We start from the raw sequence: 18,617 nt of genomic DNA on the forward strand, positions 1-18,617 counted from the left end.
ATGATGCGGCTTCGCCACCCGATTCTTTCGTGGCTTTTCGTGTTGCCCGCGGCGATAGGCGTGTTTGCCTTCATTCTCTTGCCGGTCGTTGTGGCCTTCGGCCTTTCCCTGACGAACTGGGAGATTGTTGGCTCGCACGACTTCATCGGTCTCAAAAACTACGAGATCCTGTTTACGGGTGACGCCCTGTGGAACTCCTTGTTTGTCACGCTCCTTTTCACCCTCATGAGCGTGCCTCTCGGGATCGCGCTCGGGCTACTTCTCGCGATCCAGCTCAATAAGATGTTCCCCGGGTCAACCCTGTTCCGGGTGATCGTCGTGATCCCGTGGGTGTGCGCGCCGGTTGCGATCGGTGTTGTATGGAAGTGGATTTACCAGCCCACCTATGGCGCCCTGAATGCGCTGCTTGGAACTCGAATCGAATGGTTGAGTTCGCACACGCTCGCCCTTCCTGCCGTGGCATTCGTTGCGGTGTGGCAGGCCGTCGGATATAACGCGCTGTTCTACCAGGCCGGGCTCCAGAAGATCCCGCCGTCGATTTACGAAGCCGCTGAGCTTGACGGTGCGGGCAGGATTCGGAGGTTTTTCGCGATCACGTTGCCACTTTTGAATCCCACGACGTTCTTCGTGGCGCTCACGCAGATGGTCGCGAGCTTCCAGGTGTTCGACACCGTGTATTCGTTGACTGGGGGAGGGCCCGGCAATAGCACCCAGGTCATTGCTTCGCTCATCTACAACGAGGCGTTTGGTGCGGGTCGGCTTGGGCGGGCTGGAGCCGTTGCCGTGATCCTCTTCGTCATTCTCGCGGCGCTCTCGTTTATTCAGCAGCGGTTCTTCTCGAGCCGCATCACCTACGACATGTCCTGAGGGCGGTGTCTATGAAGAAAAAGTCGGTGCTTTCGGCGATCGTGGCGTACACGATCCTCATTGTTGCTGCCGTGCTTACACTCGCGCCGTTTTCGCTGTCGATCATGACGGCGCTGCGTGCCCCCGGTGACTTCCTCCGCCAGGGCCCCGTTCATCTCCCGGACCCCGCGACGATCGAGAACTTTTCGGCGCTTTTCACGGGTCCCCATAGCTTTGTGACCCCGTTTGCCGTGACCGCGCAAATGGTCGCGGTGATCCTTGTGGGGCAGATCGTTTTTTCCATTCTCGCGGCCTACGCGTTTGCGTATCTGCAATTTCCCGGTCGTGACGTGTTGTTCTGGGCGTTTATTGCGACCTTGCTTGTTCCGCAGGTCGTGGTTGTCGTGCCTCTGTTCCTCGCCTTCCAGCAGATGGAGCTGCGCAATACATTCTGGGCGCTCGTGTTGCCGTTCGTGTTTGGCAGCCCCTACGCCGTGTTCTTGCTCCGTGAAAATTTCCGGAGCGTCCCTCAGGAGCTGCTTGATGCGATGCGCGTTGATGGCGCGGGGCATCTGCGGATGATTCGCAGCCTCGTGGTGCCCCTCAACCGTCCGATCATCGTGACGCTCATCGTGATCACCGTGGTGACCCACTGGAACTCCTTCATGTGGCCGCTCATTATCACGACGGGGGACACGTGGCGGACTCTTACGGTTGCGACCTCGGCGCTCAGTACCCAGTACAACAACAATTGGACGATGGTCATGGCGGCAACGACGCTCGCGATGATTCCGCTCATCCTTCTGTATCTCGTGTTCCAGAAGCAGGTGGCGCAGTCGATCGGTGGAACCGAACTGCGATAAACATCGCTTATGGCATCCATAAATATCCGGTATGCTCTTGCGTTAACAATGTGCAGGGCACGAGGGTGCCCGCACGACCGTTGAAGAAAGGCCATCACATGGTTTCACGTCGCACAGTTCTCTCCGGTGGACTCGTAGCCTCCGCGGCCGCGGCACTCGCCGCGTGCTCGCCGTCAGATTCGGGCTCGTCCGCGAAGAAGGGCTCGGGTTCCGACGCCGGGGCGCTTAAGTTCCGCATTTGGGATAGCACGGCGAAGGCGGCATACGAGGAGTCGCTCAAGAAGTTCACCGAGGAATCGGGGATCAAGGTCGAGGTCGAGGTTGTTCCGTGGGATGACTACTGGACGAAGTTGCCTCTCGATCTCTCTGACGGCGCTTCGGATAGCGCCCCCGATGTGTTCTGGCTGAACTCCGCGAGCTTCACACAGTTCCAGCAGGCCGGAGCGCTCGTCGATATTTCGGAGAAGTTCGGCGGGTCCGTGAAGGACTGGGAGAAGGCTGTCGTTGACCTGTATACCCGCGATGGCTCGCTGTGGGGTGTTCCGCAGGTCTGGGACTCGATCGCCCTCTTCTACAACAAGAACCTCACCGACGCCGCTGGCGTGGACCCCACGACTCTCGCCTTCGATCCCACCGCCGGCTCGGATGCCCTTCGCGATGCCGCAACCGCGCTCACGAAGGATGGCGTGTTCGGTTTCAATGCGGCGTGCGATCGCCAGTCCATCATTGGCCCCTTCCTGAGCTCGAACGGTGCCGAGTGGCAGGATGCCAACGATATGTACGCGTTCGATTCAGAGCAGGGTGTCCAGGTGTTCTCCTACCTCGCTGCGCTCGTCAACGAACTCAAGGTTGCGCCTTCGGCCGCTGACACCAATACGAACGGCGATTTCGCGCGTGACCTGTTTATCCAGGGCAAGCTCGGCCTCTTCCAGAGCGGCCCGTTTAGCCTCAAGACGATCCACGATTCGGTCGACGGCGCCTTCGAGTGGGCTATAGCCCCCATGGTGGCGGGCCCGAAGGGTGCGAAGTCGCTCGTGCACGGCGTGGTTGCCGCGGGTAATGCGAAGCGTGAGGACCAGGAGTCGGTTGTGAAGCTTCTCGAATGGCTCGGCTCGAAGGAGGGGCAGCTGCCCCTGGGCGAGCAGGGAATTTCGTTCCCCGGCCACGTGGATGCGCAGCAGTCCTTCGTGGACTTCTGGAAAGAGCAGGGCGTCGACGTCGAGCAGTTCATTGAAGCGGCGAAGAACCCCGGCCCCGCGGATACCGGCGCAAAGTCTCTCGCCGGCCTTAATGCCGTAATGCCCGTCTTCCAGGAGATCTTCGCGGGCAATCTCTCCGCTGAAGAAGGCGTGAAGAAGGCGCAAGAAGAGGGCAATGCCGCGATGGCCTGAGGCGTCGATTCGCCGTAGGCGAGTTCTACGTGGGAAGGGAGGCAGCGCAGTGGCGCTGCCTCCCTTGTACTTGCGTCGAGAGCTGTCGTTATCTAGGCGAAGCTCCACGGCTCGCGCGTGTTCGTGCGCAGCCGATAGAGGCTCGTTGTCGCCGTCATAAACAGATCTTGCCCGTCTTCGCCACCGAAGCAGAGATTAGACACGACTTCGGGAACGGGCGCATGGGCGATCAGGGAACCGTCGGACCCGAAAACACTCACGCCATCCCCGCCAGAAGACCACACGCGATCCTCCTCGTCCACGGCGATGCCATCGGGAACCCCGAGAGCGGGGCACGCGAACGGGCGGCCGCTACCTTTTTTGACGTTGTTGTCGGTATCAAGGTCGAACACCCAAATGTGGTGGCGGCCCTCGGCGTCAGTGACCGATTCGGGCGCGTTTTCCTCAGGCTTGTCGGGATTTTCGGCGGTGTTCGTGACATAGAGGCGCTTGCCGTCGCGGCTGAAGGCAATGCCGTTCGGGCGGCTGAGCTCCGTGACGACAGCGGCGAGGTCGCCGTGGTGGTCGAGCTTGAACACGTATGAGCGCCCATACTCCATTTCGCCTGGCTGGCCTTGGCCCTCGCTCAGGATTCCGTAAGGCGGGTCGGTGAACCAGATCGTGTGCTCGATCGGATGCACGGCGACGTCATTTGGCGAGTTCAGACGCCCACCTTCAAAAAAGTCGATGAGCATTTCCGCGTCCATGAAGGGCACAAGCGGTGCCTTGTCGACCGAGCGCGTGCCGTGATTGCATTCCACGACGCCCAGGTCGGGATGGTGGGCGCGCCCGTTTGTGTAATTGACATTGCTCTTCCACACGATCGTGTCGCCAGTCGCGGGATCGAGTTGGATGATGCGGTTGTTCGGGATGTCGCTAAAGCGCACGACCTTCTCGTGCGGGTACCACAGCGGTCCTTCCGCCCACGAGGCGCCGGTCGCGACCTTTTCAACGCGTGCGTTCGGGTCAAAGGGCGGGGTGGTCACTGTCCTTCACCTCCGTGCGGATGCGGAACATCCCCTCCTGATTCACGGTCGCCACGAGCTTCCCTTCGCGCGTGTAGATCTGGCCGACGCTGAGCGAACGCCCGCCGGTCGCCGCGGGGGAGCGCTGCACGTACAGCAGCCACTCGTCGACGTTGACCTCCGAGTGGAACCACATTGAATGGTTGAGGGTCGCAACGCGCAAACCCGGCGTGAGCCACGTGAGGCCCTGGCGGCGGATCGTTGGCTCGAAGGGCGTGTAATCACTCGCGTAGGTGAGGAACGCTTCGTGGGTAAGGGCGTCGCTGGTCCCGGTGGGCGTGAGCGCGCGCATCCACACGGCCTGCTCTGCGCGCTTTTCAGGGTCGGGCGTGAAGTATAGCGAGCCGGTAGCGCTGCGGATATCCACGGGGCGCTGGTGCGCCATGAACTGCGCGAGTGGGTGGTTGACCTGGCCCAACTCGTCGCGCGTGCTCGGAAGGGAATCGGGGGAGGATTCCGACGCCACCTGGTCCGCATGGTGCACACCTTCTTGGCGTTCCTGGAACGAGCCATTCACGATGAGCACGAGGTTTCCGCGCTGTGTGACATCTACGGCACGGCTCGAGAACGAGCCACCGTCGCGCAGGGTGCGCACCGTGAAGTGCAGCGGCTCGTTCGCGCGGGCCGGCTCGAGGAACGTCGCGTACGTCGAGTGGACGCGGCGGCCCTCCGGCACGGTGCGCGCCATGGCGATGAGCGCTTGCGCCATCATCTGCCCGCCAAACACGTGCCCGCCGGGCTGGGGGAGAGAAGCGCCCTCGAACGTTCTTTCGGGGCCCTGGACCTCCCGAATCTCAAAGAGGTTGAGGAGGCTGCGGGTTACGGCTTCTGGCTCAGGAATCGACATGCGCCCATCTTAACGAAGAACGCATGAACGACCTCCTAATAGAAATTGAGCGTATCCACGACATTCGCGAGGGGCTCGTCGTCGAGGAGAGCCGTTGCGTTGCGGGCGACGAGCGCGGCGATGCGCCTTCCTTCTTGTGAGCTCAGGGCCGCGGAGTGGGGGCTGATGAGAACCCTCTCGTGATCCCACAGGGGGCTTTCATCCGGTAGCGGCTCGCGCTCCACCACGTCGAGCGCCGCGAAATCGACCGTGCCATTATCGAGAGCGTCGAGGAGCGATTCTTCGTCGATCACGCTTCCGCGACCAACATTCGCAAGGATCGTGCCTTTCTTCATCGCGGCAAAAGCGTCGCGGTTGAGCATGTGGCGCGTCTCGTCAGTTCCTGGGAGTGTCACGACGACGGCGTCGACCTTGCCAAGTGCGCCATGCAGCTGCGAGAGAGGCACGATGCGATCAACGTTGTCGACGTCGCGGCCCGAACGGGAAGTTCCCCAGACTTCGGCGTTGAAGGCTTTGAGTCTCGAGGCCACGGCTTTGCCGATGCCGCCGAGGCCGAGCACGAGCACCCTCATCTCATCCAGGTGGCGCGGATGTACGCGAATCGTTGGCCACGCATGCGCACGTTGATTGCGTTCAAGGCGGCGCAGATCCTGCGCGCCCGCAAGCAGGCCAAAGATCGCAAACTCGGCAAGAGTGCCACCGTGCACGCCCGCTGACGTCGTGAACGTTACGCGCGCGAGCTCATCCGCGCTCAGCTTTGCGGCCTTGACCTGCGCGCCTCCGCCCGCGGCCATCGTGTGGACCCAGCGAAGCTTCGGATTGGCTCGCACGAGAGCGGCGAGGGTCTCGGGACTATCGTCGGGCACTCCCATCACGGCATCAGCACTCTCGAGGATCTCGCGGTATCGACGCTCCTCGCTTTCGGAGCGCGTGAAGTCGGGATCGCCCACCCAGTCGGAGTTGTAACGACGAGGCCGTGCGAGATGCCCCGTGGGCACGACCTTGACGCGGGGCTCGCGCTCGTGGATGAAGGCGCATTCTTCTTCGGGAAGGTCGACGGCGATCGCGAGGGTGAGGTGGTGGTTGCTCGAGGATGGCATGATGCTCCTTTCGTTCCCTCAATTCTAGAGGTGAGCGTCGCGGTCGATCCTCTAGAGTGGGAAGAAGACTTTCGCCGCCGCACTGTCAAAAGGAGACCTGTCGTGAGCCAAACCCCGCTCATCATCATGGGCGTGCAGGGAACGGGGAAGTCCACCGTCGGAAAAGCCCTCGCCGAACGGTTGGGCCTTTCGTTCATTGACGGGGACGACCTGCACCCGGCCGCGAATAAGGAAAAAATGGCATCTGGCACGCCGCTCACGGACGAGGATCGTGCGCCGTGGCTCGATGCCATCGGCCAGACGATCGCGGATGAGCGCGAGAGGGGGGTGACGTGCGCGATCGTCTGTTCGGCACTCAAGCGCCGCTATCGCGATCAACTCCGCTCCTACGCTCCCGACCTCCAGTTCGTCCACCTCGCCGGAGACCGCGATCTCATCGCGCGCCGCATCGCCCACCGCCACCACGAGTACATGCCCGCCTCGCTCCTCGACTCCCAATTTGCGACCCTCGAACAGCTCGGCGATGACGAAGCCGGCATAGTCGCGAGCATTGAGCCCGCTGCGAAGGACGTCGTCGAGAACATCCTCGGCGGTCTCAATGAAGGCGCGCGCACCTGCTGAAATCGCGGCAAGTGCACATGCAGGTTCGAGCGTTACGGTAGAGGCATGATCTTCATCAACGTGAAATACCAGGTCAAGCCCGAAGAAACCGCAACCTTCCTCGACAAGCTTTCGGAATACACGAACGCGTGCCGCGGGGAAGAAGGCTGCCTCTTCTTCGAGTGGTACCGCAGCACAGAGCGCGAGAACGAGTTCCTCCTCGTGGAGATGTACCGCGATGCCGAAGCCGGCGAGAAGCACGTCAACTCCGCGCACTTCCAGCCCGGGCTCGAGACGATGCGCCCCCTTCTCACCGAAACCCCCGAAATCATCTCCAGGGAGATTGACGGTGATGGCTGGGGCCTGATGGGTGAACTCGCGGACTAAGTCCCACTTGGTGCTTCCCGTTACCTGAACGTGACTCAGGTGCCTTCGCCCGTGGTACCGTGACTCGTTTCCTTGTATCCCCGAGACGAGTCAAAGGATGTGAACCATGAGCGCGTGGGATGTCTTTACCGACCTCGGCTGGATGGGCCTCTTGATCCTCATCGGCGTGCTTCTGCGCGCGTGGGTCAAGCCCATCCAGTCTCTCTTTTTGCCTGCCGGCCTCATTGCCGGCCTCCTCGGCCTTGTTTTTGGCCCCAACGTCCTGAACATCATTCCGTTCAGTAGTTCAATTCCGGTCTACTCGTCAATCCTCATCGCGGTCGTCTTCGCGGCGCTCCCATTCACCTCGAAGATCGCGGGGCTCGGCAACGTCTTCCGAGCCGTGCGCACGATGTGGTCGGTTTCCCAAGCAATCTCGCTCCTTCAGTGGGGTTTCGGGTTGATCGTTTCCCTCGGAATTCTCTCCCTCATCTTCAAAGACCTGCCCGACGGCTTCGGCCTGCTTCTCGCAGCCGGATTCATGGGCGGGCACGGTGTGGCCGCGGCGATCGCTGACGGCTTTGGAAGCGCGTGGCCTGAGTCCGGCTCACTCGCCATGACCTCCGCGACCATCGGCATCATCGTCTCGGTCGTGGGCGGTATCGCGATCATTAAGGTCGAATCGATGCGCGGTAACACCGCCTACCTCAAGGACTTCAGCGACCTCCCGCAAGACCTTCGCACCGGCATCATTGACGAGGACAAGCGAGAATCGATCGGTGTTTCCCCGGTCTCCTCGACGAGCCTTGACCCGATCACCTATCACCTCGGCCTGCTCTTCATGATCGCGGCGTTCGCCTACATGTTCACCTCGTGGGTCAACGGCCAGGTCGAGTGGCTCTCGGTCCCCACGTTCAGCGTCGCGTTCCTCCTCGGCTACGTCGTGCTGTTCATCCTCAAGGCGTTCAAAGCCGAGAACGTGTTCGAAGGGAAAATCTTCGAGCGCGGAAGCGGCATGTCGACCGACCTCCTCGTCGCGTTCGGTGTCGCTTCGATCGACCCGAAGGTCGTCGCCTCCTACTGGCAGCCGCTCGCCATTCTCCTCGTGATCGGCATCCTTTTCGTTCTCGCCTACTACGTGTTCGTCTCCAAGAAACTTTTCGCCGACCACAAGGTCGAGCAGGGAATCTTCACGTGGGGCTGGAACACCGGCACCGCGGGCATGGGCATGGCGCTCCTTCGCATCGTCGATCCCGACATGAAGTCGAAGACCCTCGACTACTACGGCATTGCCTACATCCCGATCGGCTTCGTGGACATCGCGACCGTCGCGACGCTCCCAGCCCTCGTGTTGGCGGGCTTTTCGTGGTGGGTCGCGCTCATCTTGACGCTCGCGGGCGCGATCATCGTTGCGCTTGCCTTCCGCCACCGCGAACCCGCGCCCACCACGAGCATGATTCAAAGCGTCGGTGTTCATGGGACGTTCGATCACAGGGCCTCGTAGAGACCGGCTGTCCGTGACATACCTCGACATCCCCGTACCCGTCAGGTGGAGTGACCTCGACGGGTACGGGCACGTCAACAACACGGCGTACTTGCGGCTCCTCGAAGAAGCCCGCACGCGGGCGTTTTGGCAACCGTCGGAAACCGAACTCGCGAATGGAGCGCCCGCCTATCCCACCGCTCTACCGGAGCTCTCTCCTGGAGGGCCCTTTAACACGCTCGTCGCGGCACACACGATCGAGTACACACGCCAGCTTGGCTACCGCCGCGATGGCGTGATCGTGCGCACGTGGGTCTCGAAGCTCGGCGGCGCTTCCCTCGATCTCGATTACGAGATTCTCACGGCCGATGAGCCTACTCGCCCCTACGCGAAGGCACGCACAGTGATTGTGATTGTTGACGCGGCAAACGGAACGGCCGTGCGCGTGCCCGAAAAGTTGCGCACGGCCCTCGCGAGCATCAAGGACGCACCGTTGGCCTTTAGGCGCGCCTAGGGGCGTTAAGCCGACTCCTGGAAGCGAGGCAGCGCAAACTCGATGCCGCGCTGATCGAACTCCACACGCAGGCGCTTGCGGATCTCACGCTCAACGTCCCACTGCTTGCCGGGAAGCGTATCGGCCGTGATTCGACGCTGATAGCGTGCGCCGTCCACCGAAAGAATGCCGCTCGCCTCGGGCGAGCCCACAATGAGCTTCACCCACTTCTGATCGGCCTTGAGAGCGTCAAATACGTCGTGGATCGCCTCCGTGACCTTTTCATCATTCGCCGCCGAATCGATATCGAGCACGACAAACGCGGTGCCGAGCCCCCTCGAATAGTTTCCGAGCGTGATGATCTCGCCATTGCGAACGGTCCACAGCACGCCGTTGAGCCCCCTCACTTGGGTCACTCGTAGGTTAACGTTTTCGACGGTGCCTTCCGCGAAATCAAGGTCGACGTAATCGCCGACGGCCACGAGATCCTCGAACAACATGATGACGCCCGCGAGAACGTCCTTGATGAGCGTCTGCGCGCCGATACCGGCGGCGAGTCCGGCAACACCGAGAGAGGCGATGATCGGCGCAATATTGACGCCCACTTGCGAGAGAATCATGACGAAGGCGATCGACCAGATGACGACACCCGCGACGTTTTTCGACGCGGTCGAAAGCGTATCCGCGCGTTGCTTGCGCCGTTCCTCATTCGCGGCGGCCATCCCCGCATCGGGATTCTTCTTCACCACCACGTTGGTCATGCGAGAGATGCGTGAGCCCGATTGGTACATGGTCGTGAAGACTCGATTGATGAGCACTCCCGCCACGAACCGCACGATGATGGCGACGAGGATAATCACGAGAATCGTGATTCCGTTCGAGAGCAGCCACTCACCCATGCGATCCATAAGCGAAAGCGCTTCTTGGGTCGTCGTATCTGCCAAAAGACTCATGCCACAACCGTAGGCGGGAAACCTTGAATGCACATGAAGAAGGCGGCCCCACCGTTCAGTGAGGCCGCCCAGAATGTCCGACGGTTGCCGCGCCCTCAGCGCAGCCCCGTAAACGGACTACTTATCGGCGTTTTGCACGCGCACCGCGCGGGCCACCGAATCGCGGCCTTCGAGGACGGGACGACGCATGCCGTAGATCGCGTCTTCGTGCGAAGCGAGCCATTCATCGGCCTTCCGGACGATCTCTTCGCTCGGGTACTGGCTCGGGAAATACCCCTGGATGAGGCGGTTCGCGATCTCACTCGAACGCGAGGCCCATGCCTTTTCGATCATCTCGAAGTACGGCTCGATGTACGGCGCGCGGAGTTCTTCGCTCGCGCGGTTGAAGCCGATCACAGCCGAGGAGAGGTGCTCGTTCGCGAGAGTGTCTTCCTCGACGGTCCTCTTCCACGCATCTGCCTTCGCCTCGGCGGTCGGGATCGCGGCCTTCGCCGTGAGGGCGCTCTTGCGGCCATTTTGCGTGTCGTCGCTCGCGAGCACCTCGTCGATTCCGGCTTCGTCGATAGCGCCGAGAGCGGCGAGGGCGATGGTGATCTGCCACTTGAGGTCGGTGTCGATCTCGCGGTCCTTGAGCGTGACCGAGCCGTCGAAGAGGCCCTTCACGGTGTCGAGATCGGCCTTGCCGGCGAACTGCAGGTACGTCTCGAGGAACTGGAGCTGCTGATCGCTGCCTCCGTCGGCCCCTTGCGTGAGCTCCCACAGTGCCGAGGCGACCTTCTTCTCGCGCTCCTCGCGATCCGCCGGTGCCGCGTACCGCGTGCCCACGGCGTCGAGGCGCCCGAGTAGCGTGCGCAGAACCGAAGAGTCCTTCTCGCGGTCGATGTTCTTGAGCAGAAGCTCGAGGTAACGGCGGCTCGGGAGCTCCGCGTCGCGCGTCATGTCCCATGTCGCGCTCCACACGAGCGTGCGCGCGAGCTCGTCGTCAATATCGCGGAGGTGTTCGAGAGCAAAGGCGAGTGAGTCATCGTCGAGGCGGACCTTCGCGTAGGTGAGGTCCTCGTCGTTGATGAGCCACAAATCCGCCTTCGTGCCCGCGAGCTCGGCGATCTCGGTGCGCTCACCGTCGATATCGGTTTCAACGCTCACCGTACGCTTCACGGTGCCGCCCTCGAGGCTGTAGCCGCCAATCTTGAGGCGGTGCGGGCGGATCGTCGGGTAATCCTGAGCTGCCGACTGCAGAACCGCGAACGACGTGATGGTGCCGTCCGCGTCGCGCTCGATCTCCGGGCGGAGAGTATTGACGCCTGCGGTCTCGAGCCACAGCTTGCTCCACGAGCGAAGGTCGCGGCCACTCGTTGCTTCGAGTTCGTCGAGAAGATCGGTCAGCTCCGTGTTCTGCCAGGCGTACTTCTTGAAGTAGGCGCGCAGGCCCTCAAAGAACGAGTCCTCGCCCACGTAGGCGACGAGCTGGCGCAGAACCGAGGCGCCCTTCGCGTAGGTGATGCCATCGAAGTTCGTCTCGACCGCATCGAAATCAACCATGTCGGCGACGATCGGGTGCGTCGAGGGGAGCTGATCCTGGTTGTAGGCCCATGCCTTCTCTGATCCCGCGAAAGTCGTCCACGCATTCGTCCAGCGAGTGGCCTCCGCCGAGGAGAGAGTTGAGGCGTATTCGGCGAACGACTCGTTGAGCCACAGATCGTCCCACCACTTCATCGTCACGAGATCGCCGAACCACATGTGCGCGAGCTCGTGGAGGATCGTGAGGTCGCGGCGCTCGCGGATCGCGTCCGAGACCGCGCTGCGGAACACGTAGCGCTCGACGAAGGTCACGGCGCCCGGGTGCTCCATCGCGCCCATGTTGTATTCGGGTACGAAGATCTGGTCGTAGGTGGGGAACTGGTAGTCGCAGTCGAACTTCTCTTCGTAGAAGTCAAAGCCCTGTTGGGTGACTTTCAGAATGTTTTCGCCGTCGAGGTACTCGGCGAGCGAAGCGCGCGCGTACACGCCAGCCGGAATTTCGCGGCCGCTGCGGGACTTGATCGTGCCCTCGTAGCCCTCGTATTTACCGGCGATAAGCGCCGTGAGGTAGGTCGAAATCTTCGGCGTCTTTTCGAAGGTCCACGTGGCGATCGGCTGACCGTCGGAATCCTCCCCGGCCGGGACGGGCTGCGGAGTCGGGGCGATCGAGATGACTCGCCAGTGGGCGGGGGCCGTGATCGTGAAGGCGAACGTGGCCTTGAGGTCGGGTTGCTCGAAGTTCGCGTACATGCGGCGTGCGTCGGATACCTCGAACTGGGTGTAGAGGTACACCTCGTCGTCGACGGGGTCGACCATGCGGTGCAGGCCTTCGCCCGTGTTCATGTAGGCGCCGTTCGCGCGGATGGTGATGATGTTTTCGCCGACCTTGAGGGCCGGCAGTTGGACGCGAGCGCCGTCGAAGCGCTCCGCGGGGTTGTCGAGAGTCTCCCCGTTGAGGGTGATCTCGAGGACCTCGGGGGCGATGAGGTCCACGAAGGTTTCACGTTCCTCGGTCGAGTTCACGTAAATGGTGGATTCGGTGAGGAAGGTCTTGGGGCCTTGCGTGAGGTCGAGTCGCACGTCGTAGTGCGTGGTCTCGAGGAACGAGGAGCGCTCTTGCGCCTCGGCGCGCGTGAGATTTTCGGAGGTCATTCTCGAAGTCTCCTTGGGTTGAGGGTCCGCTTCGTGCGCGGGTCTCTTCCATCTTCGCACTCGAGTGCGGGAGTGCGCGGGGGAGTGGGGAGAGCGGAGGGGCGAGCGAGCCGGGCGTGTCCGGGCGGCCGGGTGGCTGCCGGGGTCCGACACCTGCCGGTTTTTGCAACGATGAAGTTTCGAAAAGTGGGCTGTGACCAGGGTTTCTTTTACTGCGCACCCTGGTAAGGTTGTGCCATGGCATCACTAAATCCTCTTAATTGGCCTGTGCTGAGGCAGGCCAAGTCTCGCGATGTGTTGGGGCTCGGCCCCACCTCCCAGTCGCCCACGTATCAAGACCTCAAGGCGCGCACTACCACCGCCGACAAGGTCGTCGAGAGCGTGTGCCCCTACTGTGCTGTTGGCTGTGGCCAGCGCATTTACGTCAAAGACAATAAAGTCATTCAGATCGAAGGCGATCCAAATTCGCCAGTCTCGCGTGGCCGCCTGTGCCCGAAGGGATCGGCGAGCGAGCAGCTCGTCAACGCACCTGGCCGAGTGACCGACATCCTCTATCGCGCTCCCAAGTCGAAAGAGTGGGTCAAGCTCGATCGCGAGACCGCGATGTCGATGATCACCGAGCGCTACCTCGAGGCTCGCAAGAAGCACTGGCAGGATACCGACGAGCACGGCCGCCCCGTGCGCCGCACGCTCGGTATCGCCTCGCTCGGTGGCGCGACCATCGATAACGAGGAAAACTACCTCATCAAGAAGCTGTTTACCGCCACGGGTGCTATTCAGATCGAGAATCAAGCCCGCATATGACACAGCGCCACGGTTCCCAGTTTGGGATCCTCGTTTGGGCGCGGCGGAGCCACGCAGCCGGTGCAGGACCTCGCGAATGCGGACTGCATCATCATCCAAGGCTCCAACATGGCCGAGTGTCACCCGGTCGCTTTCCAGTGGGTTATTGAAGCAAAGCTTCGTGGAGCGCGCGTGATTCACGTGGATCCACGCTTCTCGCGCACCTCGGCCCTCGCGGACAAGTACGTTTCCACTCGCGCGGGTGGCGACATCGTTCTGCTCGGTGCTCTCATTAATCACGTTCTTGAGAACAACCTGTTCTTCGAGGAGTACGTGAAGCACTACACGAACGCTTCGACCCTCATCAGTGAGGATTATCAGGATCCCGAGGATCTCGACGGTTTCTTCTCGGGCTTCGATCCGGAAACTGGTGCGTACGACCCGTCGAGCTGGCAATACGAGATGGACGAGGAGAAGAACCTCCCCGTTCGCGATGAAACCCTGCAGCACCCGCGTACCGTGTTCCAGATCCTCAAGCGCCACTTCAAGCGCTACACCCCCGAGGTTGTGGAGAAGGTCTGCGGCGTGAGCCAAGAAGACTTCGCCTACATCGCCGACTCGATCGTGAAGAACTCGGGCCGCGACAAGACGACCGCGTTCTGCTACGCGGTGGGTTGGACCCAGCACACGGGTGGCGCGCAGTTCATTCGCACGGCCTCGATTCTCCAGTTGCTCATGGGTAACGTGGGCCGTCCAGGCTCGGGTATTCTCGCGCTTCGCGGACACGCCAATATTCAGGGCTCGACCGACATCCCGGCCCTCTTCCATATCCTTCCCGGCTACCTTCCGATGCCGAAGGCAGGCGTAACGGACACGTGGGAGACCTACCTTGATTCGGTCGGCACGAAGAAGCAAAAGGGCTTCTGGGCGAAGTCGGAAGAGTTCACCGCAAGCCTCCTCAAGGCGTGGTGGGGTGAGTCCGCAACCAAGGAAAACAACTTCCACTTCGACTACCTTCCGCGACTCACGGGCGCGCACGGTACCTACCAGACCCTGCAGCTTATGCTCCAGGACAAGGTGGATGGCTACTTCGTGCTCGGCCAGAACCCCGCGGTTGGCAGCTCCAATGGTCGTTTGCACCGCAAGGCCCTGAGCCACCTCAAGTGGCTCGTAGTTCGCGACTTCAACATGATCGAGACCGCCACATTCTGGAAGAACGGTCCCGAGATCGAGACGGGCGAGCTGAGCACCGAAGACATCGACACCGAGGTGTTCTTCATGCCCGCCGCGAACCACACCGAGAAGGCCGGGTCGTTCACGCAGACCCAGCGCATGGTCCAGTGGCGCCACCAGGCGGTCACCCCGCCGGGCGATGCCGAAAGCGAACTGCAGTTCTTCTTCGATCTCGGCAATCGCATCCGCGAAGCGCTCAAGGATTCAGACGATCCTCGAGACAGGCCCATCCTTGACATGACCTGGGACTACCCGCTCGATGAGCACGGCGAGGTTGATGCCGAAGCCGTGATCCGCGAGATCAACGGGTACTACACCGAGGGCGAAAACAAGGGCAAGCCTCTCGCGAAGTTCGTTGACATGAAAGCCGACGGCTCCACCGCCGGTGGCTGCTGGATCTATACGGGTGTGTATGCCGATGGCATCAACCACGCCGCCGTGCGTGAGCCTGCCGATGGCCGCCCCTACACCGAGAGGGAATGGGGCTGGGTATGGCCGGCAAACCGCAAGATCCTCTACAACCGCGCCTCCGCGGATCCCGAGGGTAAGCCTTGGAGCCCCGAGAAGGCGTGGATCTGGTGGGACGAAGACCAGGAGAAGTGGGTCGGCCACGACGTTCCCGACTTCCCCGTGGGCCTCAACCCGAAGGCACGCCCCGATGCAACCGTGGGTGGCCCCGCGGCGCTCGCCGGCGATGACGCGTTCATCATGCAGCCCGACGGTAAGGGCTGGCTGTTCGCACCGAAGGGCATGATCGATGGCCCGATCCCGACTCACTATGAGCCCGTGGAATCGAAGCTGCCAAACATCATGTACCCGCAGCAGAACCAGCCGACTCGCGTGGTGATGCCTCGCGAAGAGAACCTCACCGCTCCCGGCTTCGGCGAACCGCTGCAAGACGTCTACCCGTACGTGTTCACGACCTACCGCCTCACCGAGCACCACACGGCGGGCGGCATGAGCCGCTGGCTCCCGTACCTCGCGGAGCTCCAGCCGGAGATGTTCGCGGAGGTCTCGCCGGAGCTCGCCGAGGAAGTGGGCGTGAAGAACGGTGAGTGGGCAACGCTCATTTCGCCGCGTGGCGCGATCGAAGCGCGCGTGCTCGTCACGAAGCGCTTCAAGCCGCTCAACGTCAACGGTCACACCGTGCATCAGATCGGCCTCCCGTACCACTGGGGTATTGGCGAGGATGCGGTGATCACCGGCGACGGCGCCAACGATCTTCTGGGCATCACGATGGACCCGAACACCGGCATCCAGGATTCGAAGTACTCCTCGGTGGCGATGGTTCCGGGCCGCAGGCCCCGCGGGCCCGAACTCGTCGACCTCGTGGAGAAGTATCAGCGCGAGGCAGGCATCACCCTCGACACGGGCATGCAGCGCGTCACGGTTCCCGCGAAAGACGCGGGCATCGAAGAGACGAGCCCCGAGCAGGATGCGAAGGTCGCCGAAGAGACGACCCGCGGCTCGAACAGCTCGGGCTTCACGGGGATCGCCGCTTCGAAGCCCGGCTCGAAGGAAGCTCAGCGCCGCGCCGACAAGGTCGACGAGGACACGGAAACCGGGTCCAACGGCCAAGACGGTGAGACCGGCCGCACGAGCATGGCCAATGACAACTCGCAAGCGTCCCACGATGAGAATGGAGGTGTGTGATGAGTCTTCTCAACACGACCGCTGACCCCATCTCCGTTTCGGGGTGGGAGCACACGCACGACCGCAAGGGGTTCTTCACCGACACGTCGATCTGCATTGGCTGCAAGGCCTGCGAGGTCGCGTGTAAGGAATGGAACCGTAATCCCCAAGACGGCAACTTCGAGCTGCTCGGCTCCTCGTTCGACAACACGGGTTCGCTCGGTGCGAACACGTGGCGTCACGTGGCCTTTATCGAGCAGTCCGAAAAGCGCATCGAGCAGGCCCGCGAGTCGGGTCGCCAACTCGTGAACCTCGGCATGCCGAAGATCGGTCAAAAACCGCCGAGCGAACAGCAGCCGAAGCACACGGAAGAATTCCGCTGGCTCATGGCGTCGGATGTTTGCAAGCACTGCACGCGCGCGGGCTGCCTCGATGCATGCCCCACGGGCGCGCTATTCCGCACGGAATTTGGCACCGTCGTTGTGCAGGCAGACGTCTGCAATGGTTGTGGCACGTGCGTGTACACGTGTCCGTTCGGCGTGATCGAGCGCCGTGATGATGGCACGGTCTCCCCGAAGACTGATCGCGACGATCGCCCGCACCTCGAACAGGACATCCCGAACAAGGGCACGGCAAACAAGTGCACGCTTTGCTATGACCGACTCAAGGACGGCCAGCAGCCCGCGTGTGCGCAGACCTGCCCGACGACCTCAATCAAGTTCGGTGATCGCGACGAGATGGTCGCAAAGGCCAAGGAGCGCGTGAAGAAGCTTCACGAGGAGGGCATGACTGAAGCCCGCCTCTATGGCGCGAATCCGAACGACGGTGTCGGTGGTCTTGGCTCGGTGTTCCTTCTTCTCGATGAACCCGAGGTCTACGGTCTTCCGCCGGACCCGCGCGTGGGCACGCTTGACCTGCCGAAGATGTATGGTCGTGCGGCCCTTGCGGCGGGTGCCATGATCGCGACGACCGCTCTCATGTTTGTGGGAGGCAAGAGGAAATGAGCCAGAACGAGTTCGATAGCTACCGCCCGCCGCAGCCGATGCGTCGCAAGCGTCGGCCCGAGGCGACCAAATATGACGGTGCCCGTAAACGCGGCCAGAACCGCATGGGCGAAGTGTCGATGGTCGAGGACGTCCAGTTCACGAGCTATTACGGTCGCCAGATCGTGAAGGCGCCGCCGTGGGAGTACCCGATTGGCGTGTATCTGTTCCTCGGTGGTGTTGCCGGATCTTCGGGTCTCATCGCGCTTGCCGCCGGGGCGACGGGCCGCGAGACGCTGCGCCGCAACGCACGTGTCGGCTCGATGGCGGCACTCGGCATCGGCACGGTCAGCCTCATTGCGGACCTCGGCCGCCCGGAGCGCTTCCTCAACATGCTGCGCACGTTCAAGCCCACGAGCCCCATGAACCTCGGCACGTGGATCATCTCCGCGTATGGTGTGAACGCCGGTGTGACGTTTGCGAACGAGTTCGACCGGATGACGGGGGAGAAGCTTCCCCTCGGGCCGCTGCGTAAGCTCGCGCGTGCGATGGAGAAGCCAGCCGCGGTTGGCCAGGCTGCGACGGGCGCCCCTCTCGCCGTGTACACCGCGGTGCTGCTCGGCGATTCCGCGCTTCCCGCGTGGAACGGCGGAAAGTTCTCGCTTCCGTTCCTGTTCGCGTCTTCAGCGAGCCTCGCCGCGTCGGGCACCGCGATGCTCTCGACTCCGCTCGACGAGATCGGCCCGGTTCAGCGTCTCGCGCTTGCGGGTGTTGCGGGCGACATGCTTTCGCTGCGTGCGATGAAGAAGGAAATGCACCCGCTTGAAGCCGAGCCGCTCGAGATCGGTGATGGCGGCAAGAAGATGCATATCGCGGAGAAGCTTCTTATCGCAGGCGCCGTGACGGGCTTGTTCGCGAAGAAGCATCGCGCGATTGCGTTTGCGTCGGGTGCGTGCCTCGCCGCGGCGAGTGCGTTCACGCGCTTCGGCATTCTCGATGCGGGCTTCCAGTCTGCTCGCGATCCGAAGTACACCGTGGTCCCGCAGAAGGAGCGCCTTGCGCGCCGCCGCAAGCAGGGCATCGTGGATGATTCGATTGTGACGGGCCCCGAAGCCGACTAGTCCCCTCCCTCGAATTCCATAGACCTTATGGGGGTTTGGTGAGAGCCAAGCCCCCATTTTGGTGCCCTCGTAACAGCATGGGCGGGCTCGGCACGCAAGCTCCGCCCGCCACGCGAGAAGAAGTTCAATTCCGACGGTTCCCCTCCCGAATCCCAGTCCCACTTCCCGCGGCGCATTCCGGTGCCG

General features: G+C 62.2%; 14 protein-coding genes and 1 pseudogene. 10 read left to right on the plus strand and 5 right to left on the minus strand.

Annotation, left to right across the window (positions count from 1 at the left end):
• From M3B90_RS03895 to M3B90_RS03905, 3 genes are all read left to right on the plus strand, one after another.
• Positions 1-867: a carbohydrate ABC transporter permease gene (locus M3B90_RS03895; RefSeq protein ID WP_259888720.1), complete on the plus strand. Its 867-nt coding sequence runs from the start codon at positions 1-3 to the stop codon at positions 865-867.
• 11 nt (positions 868-878) lie between these two features.
• Positions 879-1,709 (plus strand): carbohydrate ABC transporter permease, encoded by an 831-nt coding sequence (locus M3B90_RS03900; protein WP_259888721.1) that lies wholly within the window; start codon positions 879-881, stop codon positions 1,707-1,709.
• Positions 1,710-1,807: 98 nt separating this feature from the next.
• A complete protein-coding gene (locus tag M3B90_RS03905; protein WP_259888722.1) occupies positions 1,808-3,100 on the plus strand; it encodes a sugar ABC transporter substrate-binding protein in 1,293 nt (430 codons plus the stop codon).
• Positions 3,101-3,192: 92 nt separating this feature from the next.
• On the opposite strand, the gene M3B90_RS03910 is transcribed toward M3B90_RS03905, so the two are convergent.
• Genes M3B90_RS03910 through M3B90_RS03920 form a run of 3 tightly spaced genes read right to left on the minus strand, consistent with a single transcriptional unit; the run spans position 3,193 to position 6,111 of the window.
• On the minus strand, positions 3,193-4,125 hold the full coding sequence (locus tag M3B90_RS03910) for an SMP-30/gluconolactonase/LRE family protein (RefSeq protein WP_259888723.1): 933 nt from the start codon (positions 4,123-4,125) through the stop codon (positions 3,193-3,195).
• Positions 4,106-5,011: an acyl-CoA thioesterase II gene (locus M3B90_RS03915; protein WP_259888724.1), complete on the minus strand. Its 906-nt coding sequence runs from the start codon at positions 5,009-5,011 to the stop codon at positions 4,106-4,108. Before M3B90_RS03915 ends, M3B90_RS03910 begins: the two co-directional genes overlap by 20 nt.
• A gap of 35 nt (positions 5,012-5,046) precedes the next feature.
• A complete protein-coding gene (locus M3B90_RS03920; protein ID WP_259888725.1) occupies positions 5,047-6,111 on the minus strand; it encodes a D-2-hydroxyacid dehydrogenase in 1,065 nt (354 codons plus the stop codon).
• Positions 6,112-6,213: 102 nt separating this feature from the next.
• On the opposite strand from M3B90_RS03920, the gene M3B90_RS03925 reads away from it, so the two are divergent.
• The 4 genes from M3B90_RS03925 to M3B90_RS03940 all read left to right on the plus strand — a co-directional run bounded on the left by M3B90_RS03925 (position 6,214) and on the right by M3B90_RS03940 (position 9,074).
• A complete protein-coding gene (locus M3B90_RS03925; protein WP_259888726.1) occupies positions 6,214-6,732 on the plus strand; it encodes a gluconokinase in 519 nt (172 codons plus the stop codon).
• Positions 6,733-6,777: 45 nt separating this feature from the next.
• Positions 6,778-7,098 carry a putative quinol monooxygenase gene (locus tag M3B90_RS03930; RefSeq protein ID WP_259888727.1) on the plus strand — a complete coding sequence of 107 codons (321 nt, stop codon included), beginning with the start codon at positions 6,778-6,780 and terminating at the stop codon, positions 7,096-7,098.
• Between the two features lie 106 nt (positions 7,099-7,204).
• Entirely contained in the window at positions 7,205-8,581 is a 1,377-nt protein-coding gene (locus M3B90_RS03935) for a sodium/glutamate symporter (protein WP_259888728.1), read from the plus strand.
• Positions 8,582-8,594: 13 nt separating this feature from the next.
• The gene (locus M3B90_RS03940) at positions 8,595-9,074 is read left to right on the plus strand and encodes a thioesterase family protein (RefSeq protein ID WP_259888729.1); all 480 of its coding nucleotides are present in this window, start codon (positions 8,595-8,597) and stop codon (positions 9,072-9,074) included.
• Positions 9,075-9,079: 5 nt separating this feature from the next.
• On the opposite strand, the gene M3B90_RS03945 is transcribed toward M3B90_RS03940, so the two are convergent.
• Positions 9,080-10,006, minus strand: coding sequence for a mechanosensitive ion channel family protein (locus tag M3B90_RS03945; protein ID WP_259888730.1), 927 nt, complete (start codon positions 10,004-10,006; stop codon positions 9,080-9,082).
• Between the two features lie 117 nt (positions 10,007-10,123).
• Positions 10,124-12,679: an aminopeptidase N gene (pepN, locus tag M3B90_RS03950; RefSeq protein WP_259888731.1), complete on the minus strand. Its 2,556-nt coding sequence runs from the start codon at positions 12,677-12,679 to the stop codon at positions 10,124-10,126.
• A gap of 237 nt (positions 12,680-12,916) precedes the next feature.
• On the opposite strand from pepN, the pseudogene fdnG reads away from it, so the two are divergent.
• The 3 genes and pseudogenes from fdnG to nrfD form a co-directional block, all read left to right on the plus strand.
• A pseudogene (gene fdnG / locus M3B90_RS03955) lies at positions 12,917-16,099 on the plus strand (formate dehydrogenase-N subunit alpha); the annotation flags it as partial.
• A gap of 248 nt (positions 16,100-16,347) precedes the next feature.
• Positions 16,348-17,331, plus strand: coding sequence for a 4Fe-4S dicluster domain-containing protein (locus tag M3B90_RS03960; protein ID WP_259888732.1), 984 nt, complete (start codon positions 16,348-16,350; stop codon positions 17,329-17,331).
• Positions 17,328-18,431: an NrfD/PsrC family molybdoenzyme membrane anchor subunit gene (gene nrfD / locus M3B90_RS03965; protein ID WP_259888733.1), complete on the plus strand. Its 1,104-nt coding sequence runs from the start codon at positions 17,328-17,330 to the stop codon at positions 18,429-18,431. The genes M3B90_RS03960 and nrfD overlap by 4 nt, the downstream gene beginning before the upstream one ends.
• The last annotated feature ends 186 nt before the right edge of the window (positions 18,432-18,617 follow it).

Origin of the sequence: Dermabacter sp. p3-SID358, assembly GCF_025147465.1 — a bacterium.
Classification (GTDB): Bacteria; Actinomycetota; Actinomycetes; order Actinomycetales; family Dermabacteraceae; genus Dermabacter.

Coding starts and splice junctions, on each gene's coding strand:
- M3B90_RS03895 (WP_259888720.1), top strand. CDS start 1: ATGATGCGGCTTCGCCACCCGATTCTTTCGTGGCTTTTCGTGTTGCCC.
- M3B90_RS03900 (WP_259888721.1), top strand. CDS start 879: ATGAAGAAAAAGTCGGTGCTTTCGGCGATCGTGGCGTACACGATCCTC.
- M3B90_RS03905 (WP_259888722.1), top strand. CDS start 1,808: ATGGTTTCACGTCGCACAGTTCTCTCCGGTGGACTCGTAGCCTCCGCG.
- M3B90_RS03915 (WP_259888724.1), bottom strand. CDS start 5,011: ATGTCGATTCCTGAGCCAGAAGCCGTAACCCGCAGCCTCCTCAACCTC.
- M3B90_RS03920 (WP_259888725.1), bottom strand. CDS start 6,111: ATGCCATCCTCGAGCAACCACCACCTCACCCTCGCGATCGCCGTCGAC.
- M3B90_RS03930 (WP_259888727.1), top strand. CDS start 6,778: ATGATCTTCATCAACGTGAAATACCAGGTCAAGCCCGAAGAAACCGCA.
- M3B90_RS03935 (WP_259888728.1), top strand. CDS start 7,205: ATGAGCGCGTGGGATGTCTTTACCGACCTCGGCTGGATGGGCCTCTTG.
- M3B90_RS03945 (WP_259888730.1), bottom strand. CDS start 10,006: ATGAGTCTTTTGGCAGATACGACGACCCAAGAAGCGCTTTCGCTTATG.
- pepN (WP_259888731.1), bottom strand. CDS start 12,679: ATGACCTCCGAAAATCTCACGCGCGCCGAGGCGCAAGAGCGCTCCTCG.
- M3B90_RS03960 (WP_259888732.1), top strand. CDS start 16,348: ATGAGTCTTCTCAACACGACCGCTGACCCCATCTCCGTTTCGGGGTGG.
- nrfD (WP_259888733.1), top strand. CDS start 17,328: ATGAGCCAGAACGAGTTCGATAGCTACCGCCCGCCGCAGCCGATGCGT.